The organism is Streptomyces sp. F001 (assembly GCF_004187715.1).
GTDB classification, from domain to species: Bacteria; Actinomycetota; Actinomycetes; order Streptomycetales; family Streptomycetaceae; genus Streptomyces; species Streptomyces flavusporus.
In genome coordinates, this window is the sequence record NZ_QZWF01000041.1 from 1 (window position 1) to 18043 (window position 18043).

Annotated in this window: 12 protein-coding genes and 5 pseudogenes; 14 read left to right on the forward strand and 3 right to left on the reverse strand. The window is 72.4% G+C overall.

Going from position 1 to position 18043, the window contains the following annotated elements; all coding sequences use genetic code 11:
- Positions 1 to 12: 12 nt before the first annotated feature.
- The 7 genes and pseudogenes from StrepF001_RS40240 to StrepF001_RS46735 form a co-directional block, all read left to right on the forward strand.
- Positions 13 to 512, forward strand: a pseudogene (locus StrepF001_RS40240) (transcriptional activator protein); the annotation flags it as partial.
- A gap of 280 nt (positions 513 to 792) precedes the next feature.
- Positions 793 to 2590 (forward strand): annotated as a pseudogene (locus StrepF001_RS40245) (TOMM precursor leader peptide-binding protein).
- A 52-nt stretch (positions 2591 to 2642) separates the two neighbouring features.
- Positions 2643 to 4229 (forward strand): nitroreductase family protein, encoded by a 1587-nt coding sequence (locus StrepF001_RS40250; RefSeq protein ID WP_129803033.1) that lies wholly within the window; start codon positions 2643 to 2645, stop codon positions 4227 to 4229.
- A gap of 339 nt (positions 4230 to 4568) precedes the next feature.
- Positions 4569 to 5504: pseudogene (locus StrepF001_RS46725) on the forward strand (lantibiotic dehydratase); the annotation flags it as partial.
- Positions 5505 to 5561: 57 nt separating this feature from the next.
- Positions 5562 to 6374: pseudogene (locus StrepF001_RS46730) on the forward strand (ABC transporter ATP-binding protein); the annotation flags it as partial.
- Positions 6367 to 6582, forward strand: a pseudogene (locus StrepF001_RS50325) (ABC transporter permease); the annotation flags it as partial. The pseudogenes StrepF001_RS46730 and StrepF001_RS50325, both read left to right, overlap by 8 nt.
- Positions 6579 to 8510, forward strand: coding sequence for a TOMM precursor leader peptide-binding protein (locus StrepF001_RS46735; protein ID WP_206307112.1), 1932 nt, complete (start codon positions 6579 to 6581; stop codon positions 8508 to 8510). The pseudogene StrepF001_RS50325 and the gene StrepF001_RS46735, both read left to right, overlap by 4 nt.
- A gap of 112 nt (positions 8511 to 8622) precedes the next feature.
- Here the strand turns inward: StrepF001_RS46735 and StrepF001_RS40270 are convergent, their stop codons facing one another.
- The gene (locus tag StrepF001_RS40270) at positions 8623 to 8799 is read right to left on the reverse strand and encodes a thiazolylpeptide-type bacteriocin (RefSeq protein ID WP_053760578.1); all 177 of its coding nucleotides are present in this window, start codon (positions 8797 to 8799) and stop codon (positions 8623 to 8625) included.
- Positions 8800 to 9021: 222 nt separating this feature from the next.
- Here StrepF001_RS40270 and StrepF001_RS40275 point away from each other — a divergent pair, with 222 nt between their 5' ends.
- Positions 9022 to 10311 (forward strand): amidohydrolase, encoded by a 1290-nt coding sequence (locus StrepF001_RS40275; protein ID WP_346657009.1) that lies wholly within the window; start codon positions 9022 to 9024, stop codon positions 10309 to 10311.
- Between the two features lie 134 nt (positions 10312 to 10445).
- Here the strand turns inward: StrepF001_RS40275 and StrepF001_RS40280 are convergent, their stop codons facing one another.
- Together StrepF001_RS40280 and StrepF001_RS40285 are read right to left on the reverse strand one after the other, a co-directional pair.
- Positions 10446 to 10937: an SRPBCC family protein gene (locus StrepF001_RS40280; RefSeq protein WP_129803034.1), complete on the reverse strand. Its 492-nt coding sequence runs from the start codon at positions 10935 to 10937 to the stop codon at positions 10446 to 10448.
- On the reverse strand, positions 10934 to 11320 hold the full coding sequence (locus tag StrepF001_RS40285) for a metalloregulator ArsR/SmtB family transcription factor (protein ID WP_129803035.1): 387 nt from the start codon (positions 11318 to 11320) through the stop codon (positions 10934 to 10936). The genes StrepF001_RS40280 and StrepF001_RS40285 overlap by 4 nt, the downstream gene beginning before the upstream one ends.
- A 126-nt stretch (positions 11321 to 11446) precedes the next feature.
- Here StrepF001_RS40285 and StrepF001_RS40290 point away from each other — a divergent pair, with 126 nt between their 5' ends.
- From StrepF001_RS40290 to StrepF001_RS40315, 6 genes are all read left to right on the forward strand, one after another.
- Positions 11447 to 12190, forward strand: a complete 744-nt coding sequence (locus StrepF001_RS40290; RefSeq protein ID WP_129803036.1) for a class I SAM-dependent methyltransferase — start codon at positions 11447 to 11449, stop codon at positions 12188 to 12190.
- Between the two features lie 155 nt (positions 12191 to 12345).
- Positions 12346 to 12951: a LysE family translocator gene (locus StrepF001_RS40295; RefSeq protein ID WP_129803037.1), complete on the forward strand. Its 606-nt coding sequence runs from the start codon at positions 12346 to 12348 to the stop codon at positions 12949 to 12951.
- The gene (locus StrepF001_RS40300; RefSeq protein WP_240797926.1) at positions 12948 to 13691 is read left to right on the forward strand and encodes a phenylalanine--tRNA ligase beta subunit-related protein; all 744 of its coding nucleotides are present in this window, start codon (positions 12948 to 12950) and stop codon (positions 13689 to 13691) included. Before StrepF001_RS40295 ends, StrepF001_RS40300 begins: the two co-directional genes overlap by 4 nt.
- Before the next feature lie 49 nt (positions 13692 to 13740).
- Complete coding sequence (locus tag StrepF001_RS40305) at positions 13741 to 15255, forward strand: PLP-dependent aminotransferase family protein (RefSeq protein WP_129803133.1); 1515 nt, start codon at positions 13741 to 13743, stop codon at positions 15253 to 15255.
- 254 nt (positions 15256 to 15509) lie between these two features.
- Positions 15510 to 16019: a hypothetical protein gene (locus StrepF001_RS40310; RefSeq protein WP_129803038.1), complete on the forward strand. Its 510-nt coding sequence runs from the start codon at positions 15510 to 15512 to the stop codon at positions 16017 to 16019.
- Positions 16020 to 16198: 179 nt separating this feature from the next.
- Complete coding sequence (locus tag StrepF001_RS40315) at positions 16199 to 17845, forward strand: hypothetical protein (RefSeq protein ID WP_240797927.1); 1647 nt, start codon at positions 16199 to 16201, stop codon at positions 17843 to 17845.
- Positions 17846 to 18043 lie beyond the last annotated feature (198 nt).

Sequence of the window (18043 nt, forward strand, 5' to 3'; positions counted from 1 at the left end):
GGTGACATCAGCATGCTTTCCGCACGGTACGAAGCCGTCGCAGCATCCCGCCCCCGCATCCGGCGTGACGTCCTGTTCACCGAGACCCCGACGGCGTCCTCTTCCACAACGCCGATGGCGGCTTCCGCCTGACGGCCAAGTCGGCTTACCGCTTCGCCACCCTGCTCGTGCCGCATCTCAACGGCGAGCACACCGTCGCCGAGATCTGTGCGGGCTTCGGCGACCGGCAGCGCGACATGGTCGGCGAACTCGTCGGCACCCTGTACGAGCGGGGCTTCGCCCGTTCCGTCCCACCCAGCCCCTCGCCGGACGCGCTCGACGCGCCGGAGCCGTCCGACGACGTGGCGCGCCGCTACGCGGCCCAGATCGCCTACACCGAGCACTACGCCGACGATGCCGCGCAGCGCTTCCAGCGGTTCCGCGACACGCGGGTGGCCGTCGTCGGCAGTGATCTCACGGCCCGCTGGTGCGTCCTGAGCCTGCTCCGCAACGGCAGCGCCACCATCGGCGTACTGCCAGGGCTCGACCGGGCCGGGATCGCCGACGAGGCGGCGAACAGCGTCGTGACGCCCTGGTGGTACCGACGGGCTTCGCGGACCTGGAGCGGGCCGGTGTCCACGTCGTCCGCGTCCTGCTGACGTCGGAGGCCCGACGTGTCGGTTAGCACGACGGTCAGGCCGGCCATCGCACCGGCGGTCTGCGAACCGAGTCCGGCGCGCCTGATGGCCGACCTGCTGCGAACGGCACTGGACGGGGCAGGGCCACGGTCACATCGACGTGTCGGTGCGTGCGCTGGGCTTCGGCGACGCGTTCGCCGAAGCCCACAGCCCCGGCGCACAGGGAAGCGTCCCCGTGCATCTGTACACGTGGCAGGCCATCGTCGGCCCTCACCGACGAAAGTGAGTCGCCCTGCCCGCAGTGCCTGACCAGGCGCTGGCAGGCGGTCCGCTCGGTGGCGCTGCGCGACGCCCTCGAACTGGGCGGCGCCACGCACGAGTCCGGGCCTTGGCCGTACGCCGTCCCGTTCGCCGCCGACGCACTCGCCTCGCTCGTGGCACAGGCGCACGCTCACCCGGCGCGCAAGCCCTTCCCCGACGTCCAGGTGCTGGACTTGGAGTCACTGTCGGTCCGCCGTCATCCCCTCGTCCCCGATCCCCAGTGCCCGGCCTGCTCCCGGCCCGTCCCCGACGCGCCCGACGGTGCCGTCGTCACCCTGGCCTCCGCTCCGAAGCACGCGCCGGGGACCTTTCGGCTGCGGAGCATCGAGGCCTACGACATCGACGTGGCGGTCTTCGCGAACCCGGTGTGCGGTGCCCTCGGCCCGTCCGTCGTCCATGACGTCTCCTCCACATCCACGTCGGCGGCCATCGGCTGCTTCTCGATGCGTTCCGGGGAGTACCTGCGCAAGACGTTCTGGGGCGGACACGCGGGCTCGTTCGACGCGAGTGCGCGCATCGGGGTACTCGAAGGGCTGGAGCGGTACGCGGGCATGCGAGCGCGCGGCAAGCGGACGACGGTGGCCGGGACGCTCGACGAGTTCGGCGCCGACGCCGTCGACCCGAGACGCGTGGGGCTCTACTCGGAGGCCTTCCACCGGGACAATCCGCACGTCGTGCCGTTCGCGCCGGACCGCGAGATCCCGTGGGTGTGGGGCTACTCCCTGCGGGACAGGACGCCGCGGCTCGTGCCCGAGATCCTGACGTACTATCACGCGCCAGGACTGGAGAACCGGTTCGTCCAGGAGAGCTCCAACGGCTGTGCGTCGGGCGGCTGTGTCGAGGAGGCCGTCTACTTCGGCCTGATGGAGGTCGTCGAGCGGGACGCCTTCCTCCTCGCCTGGTACGGGCGGCAGCCGCTGCCGGAGATCGACCCCGCCACCAGCGCCCGCCCCGCCACCCGGCACATGGTGGACCGGCTGGCGATGTACGGCTACCGGGCCCGGTTCTTCGACACCCGCATCACGTTCCCGATCCCCGTGGTCACCGGCGTCGCGGAGCGGGTGGACGGCGGCCTGGGCCGGATGTGCTTCGGCGCGGGTGCCGGGCTCGACCCGGAGTCCGCGCTGGACGCGGCGCTGTGCGAGATCGCCACCGACGCAGTCAATCTGCAGGGCCGGTCCCAGCGCGACGAGACCAGGCTGCGCGCCATGGCGGAGGACTTCTCTCGGGTGACCGCGCTGCACGACCACCCGCTCGTCTACGGCATCCCCGAGATGGGCGTCCACGCCGACTTCCTGCTGCGTGCCCGGGCCGCGCGGCCGCCGCTCGCGGTCGCCGACCTCGCATGGCCGGACGCCTCCGGTGCGCCCGCCTCGCCCGACCTGCGGGACGACCTGGAGCGGTGTGTCGCCGTGGTCGTCGCCGCCGGATTCGACGTGGTGGTCGTGGACCAGACCCTGCCCGAGCAGCGGCTGCTGGGACTGCACACCTTCAGTGTGCTCGTGCCCGGGCTGCTGCCGATCGACTTCGGCTGGTCGCGTCAGCGTGCCCTGGGCATGCCGCGGCTGCGCACCGCTCTGCGCGAGGCGGGGCTGCGCGAACGGGACCTGGAGACGGCCGACGTCAACCCGGCCCCGCACCCCTTCCCCTGACCGCACTCCCCGCACCGCGCCAAGCCCCCATGCCACAGCAGAGGAGACCCCCATGGGCTACGCCCATGAATACGCCACGGCCATCATGCACCGGGGCCGGATTCCGATGGAGCCGGCCGACTTCGTGCCCGACTGGGCGGACCGGCCGCGCAAGGCGAAGTACTACCCGGGTGCCGAGTCGTTCCCGCTGCCCGACACGCCGTACCCCGCGCACGCCACGGTCGCGGCCGGCTGCCTGCCCGAGGACTCCCCGGGCGCAACGCGGCGTTTCTCGCTGCCCCTGCTGTCCGGCATGCTGCTGGACTCCTACGGGCTGGTGGGCAGGCGCCTCGGCGTCCAGGCCAACACCGACCTGGCGGCGCTGCCCCACTACCCGCAGGCCAACTGGTCCCGGGGCACCGCCTCCGGCGGCGGTTTGTACCCCGTGAGCGTCTACTGGGTCTCGGGCCCGTCCGGACCGCTCACGCCCGGAGTGCACTACTACTCCCCGCCGCACCACTGCATGCAGCGGCTCCTGGCGGGCGACGTCAGCGGCCAGGTACGCGCGGCCCTCGGAACCCACAGCGAGGAGACGGACCAGTACCTGGTGCTGGGCGTCAAGTACTGGCAGAACGCCTTCAAGTACAACAGCTTCTCCTTCCACGCCGTGAGCATGGACGTCGGAGCGCTGCTGCAGACCTGGCGCATCTGGGCGCGCGGCTGTGGACTGCGGCTGGCGCCCGCGCTCTGGTTCGACGAGGCGCGGCTGGCCGGGCTGCTGGGGCTGGGCGAGGACGAGGAAGGCCTGTTCGCCGTAGTACCGCTGCTCTGGGACACACCGCCGCCGGCCTCCGACGCCCGGGAGACAGTCGGTGCGGCCGTCCGCCGACGAGACCTGGAACGGTCCCGGACCGTGCTCGACTTCGACACGCTGCGGCGCATCCGCCGCGCGACGGCCGAACACGCCACCGGCCGGCCGGCGCCGGGCGCGCTCGAGCGCAGCGCGCCGGCCGCGTTGACGGGGGCCGCGGATCGGGTCGCGCTGCCGCCGGCCGGGTTCCCCGCGGTCAGTGTGCGTACGGCATTGCGCGCGCGCCGCAGCAGCTTCGGCCGCTTCGACGCGACCGCCCCGGTGACCGCGGCGCAGTTGGCCACCACGCTCGCGGCATGCGCCGAGGCACGGCTCGACAGCGACGCGGAACCCGACGGCACGCCGCGGCAGGCACGGCTGTACGCCTTCGTCAATCACGTCGAAGGTGTCGAGCCCGGCGCGTACGCCTACGAACCCGACACCCACACGCTGCAGTTGGTGGCGCCGGGCGCGCCGGGCTCGTTCCTGCAGCGGAACTACTTCCTGTCCAACTACAACCTCGAACAGGCGGGCGCCGTCATCGTGCCGACGCTGCGCACGACGGCGGTCCTCGACGCCGTCGGCGATCGGGGGTACCGGCTGGTCAACGCCACCGTGGGGGCGATCGCGCAGACCTTCTACACGGCCTCGGCCGCACTCGGGCTCGGCGCCGGTGTCGCCCTCGGCTTCGACAACATCTCCTACATCGAGGAGCTCGGGCTGGAGGGCACAGGGGAAGCGCCCCTGCTGATCATGCTGCTCGGCAATGAGCGGCCGCACCCCGCCGACTTCCGTTCCGACATCGCCTGACAGGGAGCCGCCGTGACACGGAGAACCAGCTGGCAGCCCGGCCGACGCTTCCTGCTGCGGGTGGCCGGCCTGCCCATCGAGACCGTCCGCGACCTGCGCTGTCCGGACACCGTCCGCTGGGCCGACGACGTCCTGTCGGCCGAGGAGGACCTGTTCGAACGGGGCCGGGAGCTCAGCGACGTACTGCACGCGCTGGTCCCGGCCGTTGACCGCGCATTCCCCGACGACGACGGGGGGCGACGCCGTCACCTGCTCGCTCTGCGCCGGGACATCTTCAACAACCGGCTGCCCGCGCGCCCCTCCGACGTCCTCGGCCTGATCGCCACGCTGGATTCCGGCGTGGCCGAGCGAACCGGACGGTGGCTGGACGACCGGCGGGCGCTGACCGGGCTCAGGGCCCACGGCCGGGCGCTGCTGAGCGGTGAGCTCGACCGGACGCGCGCAGCGCTGCGGGCGCTGCTGCGCGAGGACCGGCTGCGCCACGGACTCCTCCTGGCCTCGCCGACGCTCGAGGCCCGCCTGGAACCGTATGTGCGCCTCGGCGCCGGCGAGCGCCCCAACAAGCGGCTGCGGAAAGTGGAACGCTCGGTGCTGTCGTACCTGTACCGGACGGCCTGCAAGACCAGCCCGTTCAGCACGTTCACGGGCGTCGCCCTCGGCGCCTTCGACGACAGCGACGACCCCTCCATGCGCATCCGAGCGCAGTGGCGGGGCCGAGTGCGGCTGAACGTCGTCGTGCTCGCCCGTTTCGCGGAGCAGATCCTCGCCTCCCCCGCGCTGCGCGCCGACCTCCCGGTGCGGCTCGCGTCGGGCTGGGGCAGTGACGATCACCGCGTGCGGTACGTACGCCGCTGGGTCACCACGGGCGACGACGACGCGGCGGTCACCTTCGACGCGGTCAAGGACCGGCTGTTCTTCCTGCGCCGCAGCGGAACCCTGGACCGGCTCATCGCCCTGCTGGGCGAACGGGAGCTGCGCTACCGGGAGTTGGTCGACTGGCTGCGCACCGAGTACGACGGGCAGGCGGACGCCGAGCTGTGTGAGACGTACGTGGCCGCGCTGCTGCACCTGGGCATGATCCGCGTCCCCTGCCTGGACACCGACGCGCACACCGCCGACCCGCTCCGCTCCTTCCGGGACGCCCTGCGGGGGCTGGACCGTTCCTGGGCGAGCGAGCTCGCCGGCGAACTGGGCAATGCCGCCACGCTGATCGAGGAGTATCCGGACGCGGAAATTGCCGGGCGGGCGAAGCTGCTGCACCGGCTGCGCGCCTCACTGAGCGAGGCACAGCGGCTGCTGGGCGCGGCGGAGGTGTCGTTGCCGCAGACACTGCTGTCGCTGCGCGTCGGCCGTGGCGAGTTCTTCGGCCTGCTCGGGCCCAACGGCGCGGGCAAGACCACCCTGGTGGAGATCATGGAAGGTCTGCGACGGGCCGACTCCGGCACCGTCAGCGTGCTGGGCACCGCCCCCTGGCCGCGCAATGTCGCACTGCTCCCACGGCTCGGTGTCCAGACCCAGTCCTCGGCCTTCTTCGTGCGCCAGACGGCACATGAGCACCTGGCGACCGTCGCCGCCCTCTACGGCACGGACCGGGCAGCGGTCGAACGGACGCTGGAGGCCGTGGCCCTCGTGGAGCAGCGGGACACGCGGGTGGAGAACCTCTCGGGCGGGCAGCGTCAGCGGCTGGCCATCGCCTCCGCCCTGGTTCACGACCCCGAACTGATCTTCCTGGACGAGCCCACCGCCGCCCTCGACCCGCAGGCCCGCCGCGACCTGTGGGACGTCCTGCGCGGCCTCAAGGAAGCGGGCCGCACCATCGTGTACACCACGCACCACCTGGACGAGGCGGAGGCCCTCTGCGACCGGGTGGCGATCCTGGTGGAGGGCCGGATCGCCGCACTGGACTCCCCGCGCGGACTGGTCGGCGCGGCAGGCGCGGCGACCTCGCTGCTGCTGCCGCCGGAGCGGATGACCGTGGCGGAGGCGGAGGCGATCCCGGGCGTGGACCGCGCCGCCCTGCGCGGAGGCAGCCTCGTCCTCGAAACCCAGGTGTCCGGGAAGGTGCTGTCGGCGCTCGACGCGCTCGGCGGCCTGGACGGCGTGCAGACCCGCACGGCCACGCTCGAGGACGTCTACCTCCGGCTCGTTCCTGCCGCTGGACATGATGCCGTCCTGGCTGCAGACGGTCTCCCGGGTGCTGCCGCTGCGCTACTTCAACGACGCCGTCTCCGCATCCCTGACCGGCAGCGGCAGCCTCGGCGACATCGCCGTCGGCTGCGGCGCGCTCGTCGGCTTCACCGTCGTCTTCGCGGCCATCGGCCTGAGGACCTTCCGCTGGAGCAACCGCGCATGACAACGACCGCCGTACGGGAGGGCGTACCGCTGGAGGAGGCTCGGCGCCGGCTGCGGTCGGCGCTGGCCGAGCGGTGCGCTCCCGGCCGGGCGCCCGAGGTGGTGCCGCTGGGGGCACGCAACGTGCGGGACGACCCGCACGCCTCGGTGCGGCCCACCGCCATGGTGCACCTCACCTCCCGCGAGGTACTGGTGGGGCCGTGGGGCGGCGACCCGGACGCACGGGCATGCGGGACATGCCTCGCGATGCGCTGGCAGCGGCTGCGCTCGCGCACCGAGCGGGACGCTCTGGAGACGGGCTCGCCGTGGAGCTTCGCGCCGCACTGGCCCGAACAGCCGGCGTTCATCGCGGACGCGGTGCACGCGCTGTACGAGGCGGCCATCGGCTCCCCGGGCCCGGTGCCGCCCGGCCCGACGGCCGCCGACCGGGCGCTGCCGCAGGTGTCCTGCCTGGACGTGGCAACCCTGACCGTGCGGACGTTCCCGCTGTACGCCGACCCGCTGTGCCCGCACTGCGGCCCCGGCGGAACGGACACCCGGGAGACGGCCGAGCTCGCCCTGGTGAGCCGGCCGAAGCCGGCCGAGGACACCTACCGGCTGCGGCCGGCGTCCTCCTACCCGCTGGCACCGGCGGCGCTCGCGAATCCCGTCACCGGCCTGCTCGGCGCCGGGACCTGGCTCAACGTCACCTCGCCGACCACCGCTCCGGTCGCGGGCAGCGTGTTCATGCGCGGCTACGCGGGCCTGACCGACGTGACCTGGAGCGGCCAGGCCAACGGGTTCGCCGCCAGCCGCGACCTGGCCTTCCTGGAAGGCCTCGAGCGGTACGCCGGGACCCACCGACGGCGCGGAACCAAGCTGCTCACCGCCTCGTACACCAGTCTGGGCGAGGACGCGCTCAACCCGGCCGACTGCGGCTTCTACGCCCCGGAGACCTACCGTGACGACCCGCTCGTCGACCCGTTCGACCCCGACCGCCCGATCCCCTGGGTGTGGGGCTACTCGCTGCGCGACGAGCGTCCCGTGCTGGTACCCGCCCGGCTGGTCCACTACAGCGCGGGGCTGGCGGCGGACAACTTCGTCTTCGAGTGCTCCAACGGCTGTGCGATCGGCAGCTGTCTGGAGGAAGCGGTCCTCGGTGGGCTGCTCGAACTGATCGAGCGGGACGCATTCCTGCTCGCCTGGTACGGCGGCACCCGGCTGACGGCGATCGACCTGGCCACGGTCGGCGACCCCACCGTCCGCGCCATGATCGACCGGGCCGCGCTGCAGGGCTACGACGTGCACGCCTTCGACAACCGGATCGACCTCGCCGTACCGGTCGTCACGGGACTGGCGGTCCGGCGGGACGGCGGTGCGGGGACCTATTCCTTCGGCGCGGGTGCCTCGCTGAATCCTTCGGCGGCACTGGAGGGAGCCCTGTCGGAGGTGTTGACCTACATTCCGCATCTGTCCGGCCAAGTGCGCGAACGACGCGACGAACTGGAGGCGATGGCAACCGACTTCGCCAAGGTGCTGCACCTCAAGGACCACGCCCAGCTGTACGGCCTCCCCGACATGGCCGTGCACGTGGCTCCGTACCACGAGCCCAGGGCGGTCCGTCCGATGGCGCAGGTGTACGCGTCGTGGGAGTCCTCCGGGCGGCCGCGCACCGGCGGCCTCGCGGACGATGTGGCCCTGTGCCGCGACGAGTTGGTGCGGGCCGGGCTCGATGTCATCGTCGTGGACCAGACCACACCGGAGCAGCAGCGGATGAGGCTGCGCACGGTCTGTGTGCTGGCTCCCGGGTTGCTGCCGATCGACTTCGGCTGGTCCCGCCAGCGCGCGCTGCGCATGCCGCGGCTGCGCACCGCCGCTCGCCGCGGCGGTCTGCGCAGCACGGACCTGGAGGAGCACGAGATCAGACGGGTCCCGCATCCGTTCCCCTAGAGCGCGGGGACACACGACGGCCGGGTATCGCTCACTCTTGGGGGGAGTGAGCGATATCCGGCCTTTTCTGCGCCCGACCAGGCCGGACGCCGACGTGCTGCGGGCCTGAGGATCAGGCGCTGCAGGAGGTGGTGCTGGTGGTGGAGGAGCAGGTGGAGGTGGAGGAGCAGCTCGTGGAACCGGCGAGCACGACCTCGCTGGCGTCCGAGTAGTCCGAGATCTCGAAGGTCTCCGACTCCAGCTCCAGGATCTCGTCGGCGAGGGCGGCGAGGGTCGACTTGTCAGCCATGGTGACTCCTGACGTGGGCACACCGCCGGGCTGCTCCCGGGGTGTTCGGCCCTCTCATTGGACCGGTGGCCACTGACGCATCCGGCTGCCGCCCGCTGACAGGGCGCTGCCGTCCGGAGGCAGCAGGCTGCCGGCGCTCCGCCGGTGACCGGTCAGCGCGGTGACAGTGATGTGCCAGTGATCTGTCAGCGGATGTCCGCCCGGTCGCCGGATCATGACCGGGTGAGCACCGTGGTGAACGTCCCCTCCGGCAGGCACGCACCCGTGTTGCGGGGGCTGGACACGCTGCTGCGCCCACTCACCGCCTTCGCCATGGACCTGCACCAGCACCCGGAGCCGTCCGGGGAGGAATCCCGAACCGCGGCCCGTCTCGCCGACGCGCTGGCAGCGGACGGCTACGCCGTGACGCGCGACGTCGGCGGACATGGTGTGGTCGGTGTCCTCGCCAACGGCGAGGGGCCGCGCGTGTTCCTGCGGGCCGAACTGGACGCTCTGCCGGTGCGGGAACGGACCGGACTGCCGTACGCCGCCCAGGGCCCTTTCATGCACGCCTGCGGCCACGACCTCCATGTCGCCGCCGTACTCGGAGCCGCCACGCTGCTGGCCCGTGCGCTGCCGTACTGGAGCGGTACCGTGGTGATCACCGGTCAGCCGGCCGAGGAGACGCTGACCGGCGCGCGCGCCCTGCTCGAGGACGGCCTGTACGCACGCTTCGGGCGCCCCGACACGGTGCTCGCGCAGCACACGGCGCCCCTGCTGGGCGGCATGGTGGCGCACGGATACGGGCAGCCGGTGCTGGCGGGCAGTGTCGGCCTCGACGTCACTCTGTACGGCCGCGGCGGACACGTGGGGGCGCCGCACCTGGCGGTGGACCCCGTACTCGCCGCCGCCGCGGTGGTGCTGCGGCTGCAGGGAATCGTGTCCCGGGAGAGCGCGCCCGCGGAGCAGACCACTCTCACCGTCGGTTCGATCCACGCCGGCACCCACAGCAGTGTCGTACCGGACAGCGCCTCGCTCGGCATCACCGTGCGCGCGCTCTCCCTGCCGGCCCTGCAACGCGTCGTGGCGGCCGTCGAACGGGTCGTACGTGCCGAATCGGCCGCATCGGGCTGTCCACGCGACCCGGAGATCACGGTGGTGTCGCGGTCACCCGTCACCCTGCCCGACGAGGAGGTGACCACGGCGGTGCAGGCCGCGCATCTCGAGGCACTGGGCGCCGAACGGGTGGTGCCGTGGGCGCCCTCGATGGCGACCGAGGACTTCGGTCTCTACGGAGATGCCGGCCGGGAGATCCACGGGTGCACGGGAGTTCGGCTCGGCTACTGGATGTTCGGGGTCGTCGGGCCGCGTCAGTGGGCCGCCACGGCCGGCGCGAGCACCGCGGAACGGTTCGCGGCACTGCCGCCCAATCACTCACCCGAGTTCGCCCCGCATCTGCCCATCGCGCTGCCCTCGGCGACGACGGCGATGACCACGGCCGCGCTGACCGTGCTGGGCCCCCCGGCCGGTTGACCCGGTCCGGCCGAGCCGCGCGCACCTCGGCGAGCTCCTTTGCTCCCATGCCGATCATCCGCGGCGTCGTTCGGCCGGCTGCCGTCGACCGACACGAACCTGGGGCCGATCCAGGGGACCGGAATGAACCGATCTCAGGCCAGGGACTCGAAGTATCCCTTCTGCGCGGGGTAGTAGTCGTCGAAGTCCGGCCGGGGCGCGCCCGTGCGCGCAGCGGTGAGCATGTCCAGGTAGTACTCCCAGCCCGGCCCGGTCGCCCCGAGGTGTTCCGTGGAGGCAAGGTGGTGGACCAGCCGGAGTTCGGTGGTGGCTCCGGTCTGTGTGAGCAACAGCTCCAGCGACCAGGAGCCGGCTTCGTCCTCCATCGAGACCGCAAGCCGGTGTGGCGGTTCGCACGCCTCGATCACGAGCGGGCACCAGGGCGTCGACTCCTCGAATGCCATCTGCACTTCGATGGTGCGACCGGGCGCCGCCTCGCCGCGCCACGGGCCGAACCAGCGGGCGGTGCGCTCCGGCTCGGTCACGCTTGCCCAGACGTCGTCGACGGAGGCGCGGTAGGTGCGGGTGAGAATCAGGTCGAAGCCCGTTGGAGTGCGTTCGAGCCGGCCGGTGGGCTCAAGAGTCATGCCGTGTCCTCCTGATGCTCGGGACAAGGGGTGTCGGCGGGTTGGGACCGGGTTCGGTCCCGGCGTGCCCGGTGGACTTCGGTCTCCAGTGCGGCAAGGCGCTGCGGCCAGCCGGGCCGCTGGGCGTCGAACTGGCCGAGCCACGCGGCGAGGTGGCCCAGCGGGGAACGGATGAGCGAGTAGCGTCGGTGACGCCCGTCCTGCTCGTCCCGGACCAGCCCGCTCTCCCGGAGCACGCGCAGATGACGGCTCACCGCGGGCCGGCTGATCGTGAACCGGGAAGCGATGTCGCCCGCCGTCAACGGGGCGTGGCGCAACATGACCAGGATCTCCCGGCGTACCGGATCGGCAACGGCGTCGGCCACCCTGGTCAGTTCATCCACAGCAGAAGCGTAACTCATCGGTTACGCATTGGGCCAGGCAGCACCGGCCTCACCGGCCGAGCCTGCAGCTCCGCACGTCGGGAAATCACTGGACATCGTCGAGACCGAAAGGTCACCGTTGGCGGCATGACTCAGGAGGAGATCTGGGACGCCGAGGCGGCCCAACGCTATGACACACCCGGCACGGGTATGTTCGCGCCCGAGGTCCTGGTGCCGACGGTGGACCGCCTCGCTGAACTCGCGGGCGGCGGAGCAGCGCTCGAGTTCGCCATCGGGACCGGCCGGGTGGCGGTCCCGCTCGCCGAGCGCGGAGTGCCCGTCACCGGGGTCGAGTTGTCGCTTCCGATGATCCGCCAGCTGCGAACCAAGGCGGACGAAGCGACGATTCCCGTGATCGTCGGCGACATGGCGACCGCCGTCGCCCCCGGGACATTCACGCTCGTCTACCTCGTCTACAACACCATCTCCAACCTGCTCACCCAGGCCGAGCAGGTCGAGTGCTTCCGCAACGCCGCCCGCCACCTCACGCCCGGTGGCCGGTTCGTGATCGAGCTCTGGGTACCCGAGCTGCGCAAGCTCCCGCCCGGTCAGACCGCCACCGTCTACCATTCCGAACCCGGCTACATCGGTCTGGACACCTACGACGTCCTGCACCAGCACGTCGTCTCGCACCACTTCCACTTCGACGACACTCATCAGGCCCGGCTGGAGCGCAGCCCGCACCGCTACATCTGGCCGGCCGAACTCGATCTCATGGCTCAGCTGGCTGGGTTCGAGCTCGAGTCCAGACACGCGGACTGGATCGGCACCGAGTTCACCGCCGACGCGCGTTCGCACGTCTCCGTCTACCGCATCCCACCCACCCAGTAGCCCCCCAGGTACGGACACCTCCTGAGCCGGGATCCGGTCCGCCGGCCCGGCCCACTTTGGACCACTCACACCGGCGCACTTTGGCTCTGTCGGCCGGGCCAAGGGTGGGGCACGGTGAGAGGCCCTGGCCTTGAAACCCCTGTGGAGATGTCCCGTTGAATATCGCGTTCCTGCTGACCACCCTCGTGGTGGTGGTCACCCCCGGCACCGGCGTGGTGTACACCCTCGCTGCCGGGCTGTCCCACGGCCGGCGGGCGAGTGTGGTCGCCGCGCTCGGCTGCACGCTGGGCGTCGTGCCGCATCTGGTGGCGACGATCACCGGTCTCGCCGCACTGCTGCATGCCAGTGCGGTCGCCTTCGAGGTGGTGAAGTACCTCGGTGTCGGCTACCTGCTGTACATGGCGTGGGCGACGCTGCGCGATGACGATGCGCTGGTCGTCGAGGCGGGGGCCGAGCCGCGTCCGGCGAACCGCGTGATCGCCTCCGCGGTGCTGGTCAACCTGCTCAACCCGAAGCTGACGATGTTCTTCGTGGCGTTTCTGCCGCAGTTCGTCCCCGCGGGCGAACCAGGCTCCCTGGGTGTGATGCTCCGGCTCAGCACAGTGTTCATGCTGGTGACGTTCGTCGTCTTCGCCGCGTACGGGATGTGCGCCGCCGCCGTGCGCCGTCAGGTTCTGGCCCGGCCGAAGCTGAGAAGGGGAATCCGCGGGGTGTTCGCCGCCTGTTTCGTGGGCCTGAGCGCGCGGCTGGCGGTGGCATGAGCATGCGTTTCCGGCACGCGGATGCCATCTGGCGCGACTATCCCGACCTCACCGCCGGCACGCTGTGCGCCACCAGCGTCGGGTCCGCCGCGGACACCGGCGAGCGGGTGGCTGCCTGGACGGCCCGCGCCGCGGACCGGCTGGCCGACGCCACCGAGGGCACCTTCCCCGAAGTGCTCGCCTGGCGGCGGGTGTTCGCCAGGATGGGGCTCAGGCCGACGCAGTACCGGTGCGCCGCGGAGGCGCTGCTGCGCCGGCTGCGCAAGGAGGGAACACTGCCGCGCATCCACCCGGTGGTCGACCTGTGCAACGCCATCTCGGTGGCGTATGCCGTCCCGGTGGCGGTCCTGGACGCCGACCGCATCGCGGGCCCGCTGCTCGAGGTCCGCCACGCCGTCGGTGACGAGCACTACACGGCCTTCGGCGGCGGAACCGAGCATCCCGTGCCCGGCGAGGTGACCTTCGCCGACTCCGCCGGACGGGCCCACGCCCGCCGCTGGACCAACCGGCAGAGCGGCCACTCGGCGGTCGGTGAGCACACCAGCCGGATCCTCGTGGTGGCCGAGGCGATGCACGAGGGCGGCGCACAGGCCGTACCGGAGCTGCTGAAGACGCTCGCCCAGGAACTCGCCGCACACTGGCCCGTCGACCCCGTCACAGCCGTCCTGACCCCCTCCACACCGGAGTTCACGTTCGGTGACCGGGTCCGGCCGACGCTCGGGGGACACCGCGGCCGATGACACGATGGGCCAAGTGAGCAGCAGGAACGGGACCGGAGAGGGCGGCGGGATGGCAGCGGTGCCGGCGGACGGCGGGCCGCCCGTGTACGGCTCCGACTTCCTGCAGCTGGACGCGCGAGAGGCGCCCGCAGGCGGCAAGGCGGACTGGCTGGCGGGGCGGCTGCGACAGGCGATAGCGGACGGCCGGCTGGCGGTGGGCAGCAGGCTGCCGCCCACCCGGGTCCTCGCCGCCGAACTGCGCCTGTCGCGCGGCGCGGTCACCGAGGCGTACCGGCAACTGACGGAGGACGGCCATGTCGAGGGGCGCCGCCGCGGCGGCACTGTCGTAGTGGCAGCGCCCCTCGCGCCACCCCTAGTACCCGCACGGACGAGGCCGCCCCGCCCGCTCCGCGACGGCGGCGGCGGCGAGCGGAGCGGCCGGGCGGGCACGCTGTTCGCCCGCGCGCCCGGTGCTGACGTCTTCGATGCGCTGCGCGCTGCCCCCGCCCGCGTCGACTTCACCCCCGGCCAGCCCGACCTTGCCGCGTTCCCCCGCGCGGCCTGGGTACGTGCCGAACGGGCCGTACTGGCCGAGTTGTCGCTCGACCACCTCGGCTACGGCGACCCGCGCGGCGCCCCGCGGTTGCGCCGCGCCGTCGCCGACTGGCTGGCACGCAGCCGCGGCATCCGGGTGGAGCCGGACGAGGTGCTGATCGTCGCCGGCACCGCGCAGGCGCTCACCCTGCTCCACCCCGTGCTGCGCGCAGATGGCATCGACGGCGTGGCGGTGGAGGACCCGGGCTCGCTCGGCACCCGCCAACACCTGCAGAACGGAGGCCTGGCCACCCCACCGGTACCGGTGGACGACGACGGCGTCCGCGTCGACGCACTGCACGCGAGCGCAGCGCGCGCCGTCCTGCTCACCCCGGCCCACCAGTTCCCCACCGGCGTGGTCACCAGCGGCGAGCGGCGCCGCGAGCTGCTGCACTGGGCGCAGGACGGCGGACTGATCCTGGAGGACGACTACGACGCGGAACACCGCTACGACCGGCCGCCGGTGCCCGCGCTGCGCGCACTGCTGGCCGACCAGGTCTGCTACATGGGCAGCGTGTCCAAACTGCTCGCGCCCGCCCTGCGGATCGGCTGGATGGTGCCGCCGCCCCGCTACCGCGACGCTCTCACCGACGCGAAACGCTTCGCCGACCTGGGCAACGCCGTGCTGCCGCAGCTCGTTCTCGCCCATCTGATGGAGTCCGGCGCCCTCGACAGACACCTGCGGCTGCTGCGCGGCCGGCACCGCCGCCGCCGCGACGCGATGATCGACGCCATCACCGCACACCTGCCGGGCGCACATGTGCACGGCGCGGCGGCCGGCCTGCACCTGACCCTCACCTACGCGCCCGAGATCCCCGACACCGAACTCGCCGCCGCGGCCCTGGCCCGGGGCGTGAAATGCCAGCCGCTGTCATGGCACCGGCAACAACCCGGCCGCCCCGGCCTCGTCCTCGGCTATGCCGCGAGCCCGACAGGCATCATCGCCGAAGGGGTGACGGCGATCGGCGAGGCAATGCGTGAGCTGGCCTGACTCATCAGACAGGCGGCATGGTCCCTGCTCAGCTCGCGCATGGCCTGCTCCAGGCGAGGGCGGACAGTCGGCCGCGCAGTTGTTCCCCGTCCGGTGGCAGCGACAACGCAGCCCCACGAGGGCTTGGTCCGCCAGGCGCCGCGGGCCGGGCAAGGCCTGCGCGACGCGCCCAGGACCCGCCGGCCCCCAGCGCGCGATCGTCAACGCGCTGATTTCCTGTCTACAGAAATCCTTACAGGAAGGCGAGGGCGACCATGGCCAAGGAAGATCGAAGCCCGTCCGCCATTGTCCGGGCCGGCGCCCGGGGGCTGGTGGCCGCGATGGCGATGACGGGGGTCCGCACGGTCACCGCGACCCTTGCACCGCAGGAGAAGTCACCGCCGGAGGCGATCATGGAGAAGTACGCGCCGGCCAGGGTCCTGCGGTCGCGGGAGCACCGCCGGGAGGCGGTCACGGAACTGACCCACTGGACCTACGGCGCCACCGGCGGTGCCGTGTTCGGGCTGCTGCCGGCTCGCCTGCGCAGCATGCCGATGACCGGGCCCGCTTACGGGCTGCTGGTCTGGCTCGGTTTCGAGCTGGCCCTCGCTCCGGTGCTCGGCGTGCAGCACGCGAAGCAGCGGCGGATGCTGTGGCGGCTGGTTGTCGCACTCGACCACGTGCTCTACGGCGTGGTGGTGGCCGGACGCCTCGCTCCTGAACCCGCGGTCGCCGTCCGCACGGCCGACGCCGCTGCCGACGAGGATGCCGGCGTGGGCCGATAGGCCCGGCTCCCCCGGCCCGGCCCCATCACCTCTTTCTGAGGTTTCTCCGGTAGTGCGCGCACCTGGGTGCCCTCGACCCCCTGAAGAGCCCAATTCCGCCGCGCTGGCCAGGTAGGCATGCGTGAGAAATGTCATGGTATGGGAGGAGTCAGGCGGATTTACCGATCGGAGGAGGCGGCATGCCGCAGGCCGGAGTCGACGATGACGTCGCATGCGCTGTCGCAGCAGCGCGTACGGCTGTGCTCCCACAGTGCCCGGGGCGTGACTTCGATGAGTTGGGCGCGGTCGCCGACGCTGTCCTGTACGAGGGCTACCTGCTCTACCCCTACCGCCGCTCGTCGTCCAAGAACCGGGTGCGCTGGCAGTTCGGCGTGCTCTTCCCCCGTGAGTGGGTGGAGCGGGAGGGCCCCGTCACTCCTGGGATCTCGGGATCTGCCGACTCGTGGTACCAGCAGACCGAGTGCCTGCTGCGGGTCCGGCAGCCGGAAGCGGTGGTGCGCGTGCGGGTGCGGTATCTGCAGATGCAGCACAAGCAGGTGGAGGAGACCGACCGGGACGGCAGGAACCGTCCTGTCGAGTCGCTGCGCACGGACGACAGCACGGTGCACCTGACGTTCGACGAGGCGGTACCGCGCGAGACGGACCTCGTCGTACGCCTGCAGGACCTGTTGGGGCAGGAGTCCGTCTTTCCGGTCGGTGCGCCCGGCGGAGAGGAGAGGGAAGGGCTCCTCGGGGGTGCCGGGCGCGTAGTGCGGCGGCGCGCCGCCGTGCGGGCGAGCACAACCGTCGTCGCCGAGCGGATCGGGGACGAGGTCTGCCGTCTTCGGATCCGTACCGAGAACACGGGGCCGGCGCCGGACCCGCGGGCCGTTCGCGACGAGGCGCTGCGTGGCGCGCTCATCGCCACACACACGCTCGTCGGCGGCGACGGCGTGGAGTTCGTCTCGCTGATCGACCCGCCGGCGCACCTGCTCGGACACGCCCGAGCGTGCCAGAACGCGTTCACGTTCCCCGTCCTCGGCGGACCACCGCCCGAGACCGCCGCAGGCGCCCGGGACGGGGCCTGCGGCCCCTCCCTCGTCTCCTCGCCGATCATCCTGCCCGACCACCCTCAGGTGGCACCGGAGAGCCCGGGCGACCTGCACGACGCCGCGGAGATCGACGAGATCCTGACGCTGCGCACGCTGTTGCTGACCGACCAGGAGAAGCGCGAGGCGCGGGCCACCGACCCGCGTGCCGCCCAGATCCTGGACCGGGTGGAGACCATGCCGCCGGAGGTCTTCGCCCGGCTGCACGGCACCATCCGCTCGCTGACCCCGGCCGGGCCGCCGGAGCCCGCCCCGCTCTCGTCGGCCGCCGCACCCACGACTTCCCCCGGGCCCTCCTCCGCCCCCACGGCCGACCGGCCCGCATGGTGGCAGGAGGGCGCCGAAGACGGTGTGTCCCCTACGACCGACACGGTGCCGGTCGACGGCGTGCCAGTGGGCGGCGGCAGCCGGGTACGGCTCCGCCCGCGCAGCCGGGGTGCCGACGCCCAGGACATGTTCCTGGCCGGGCGGACCGCACGGGTCGCGGCCGTCTTCCAGGACGTCGACGGCAGCGTCCACCTCGCCGTGACGCTGGACGACGATCCCGCGGCCGAGCTGAACGGCTGGTACGGCCGCTTCCACTACTTCCGGCCCGACGAACTCGAGCCCGTGGAGCCCCTGGTGCCCCCCGACGCCGCGGGCCGGGCGGAGCCGCTCGAGCCATCACGGCCGCCGCAGGAGCGGCCCGAACGGCCGGCCGGCGGGCCGGGAACAGGAGGGTCCGATGGACGGGCCTGAGATGCCGGCACAGGACCAGCGGACCGTCGACCGGCTGTTCCCCGGGCTGTCCGGCCGTGCGACGCCGGCGAAGCGGACGATCCGCCGGTCGCCGCGCAGCTGCTGCCCGACGGCGAGGAGTTGATCGACGACCGCCTCGGCGGCGGACGGACCGCACCGGCCCGGCCGCGCCCTCACGCCCAGGACCGTCCGCCCGCG

Bases quoted from the DNA above. Each gene is read 5' to 3' on its own strand.
- StrepF001_RS40315 (WP_240797927.1), top strand. From the start codon at position 16,199: ATGCCGCAGGCCGGAGTCGACGATGACGTCGCATGCGCTGTCGCAGCA.
- StrepF001_RS40270 (WP_053760578.1), bottom strand. From the start codon at position 8,799: ATGGCTGACAAGTCGACCCTCGCCGCCCTCGCCGACGAGATCCTGGAG.
- StrepF001_RS40310 (WP_129803038.1), top strand. From the start codon at position 15,510: ATGGCCAAGGAAGATCGAAGCCCGTCCGCCATTGTCCGGGCCGGCGCC.
- StrepF001_RS40280 (WP_129803034.1), bottom strand. From the start codon at position 10,937: ATGACTCTTGAGCCCACCGGCCGGCTCGAACGCACTCCAACGGGCTTC.
- StrepF001_RS40300 (WP_240797926.1), top strand. From the start codon at position 12,948: ATGAGCATGCGTTTCCGGCACGCGGATGCCATCTGGCGCGACTATCCC.
- StrepF001_RS46735 (WP_206307112.1), top strand. From the start codon at position 6,579: ATGACAACGACCGCCGTACGGGAGGGCGTACCGCTGGAGGAGGCTCGG.
- StrepF001_RS40250 (WP_129803033.1), top strand. From the start codon at position 2,643: ATGGGCTACGCCCATGAATACGCCACGGCCATCATGCACCGGGGCCGG.
- StrepF001_RS40305 (WP_129803133.1), top strand. From the start codon at position 13,741: ATGGCAGCGGTGCCGGCGGACGGCGGGCCGCCCGTGTACGGCTCCGAC.
- StrepF001_RS40290 (WP_129803036.1), top strand. From the start codon at position 11,447: ATGACTCAGGAGGAGATCTGGGACGCCGAGGCGGCCCAACGCTATGAC.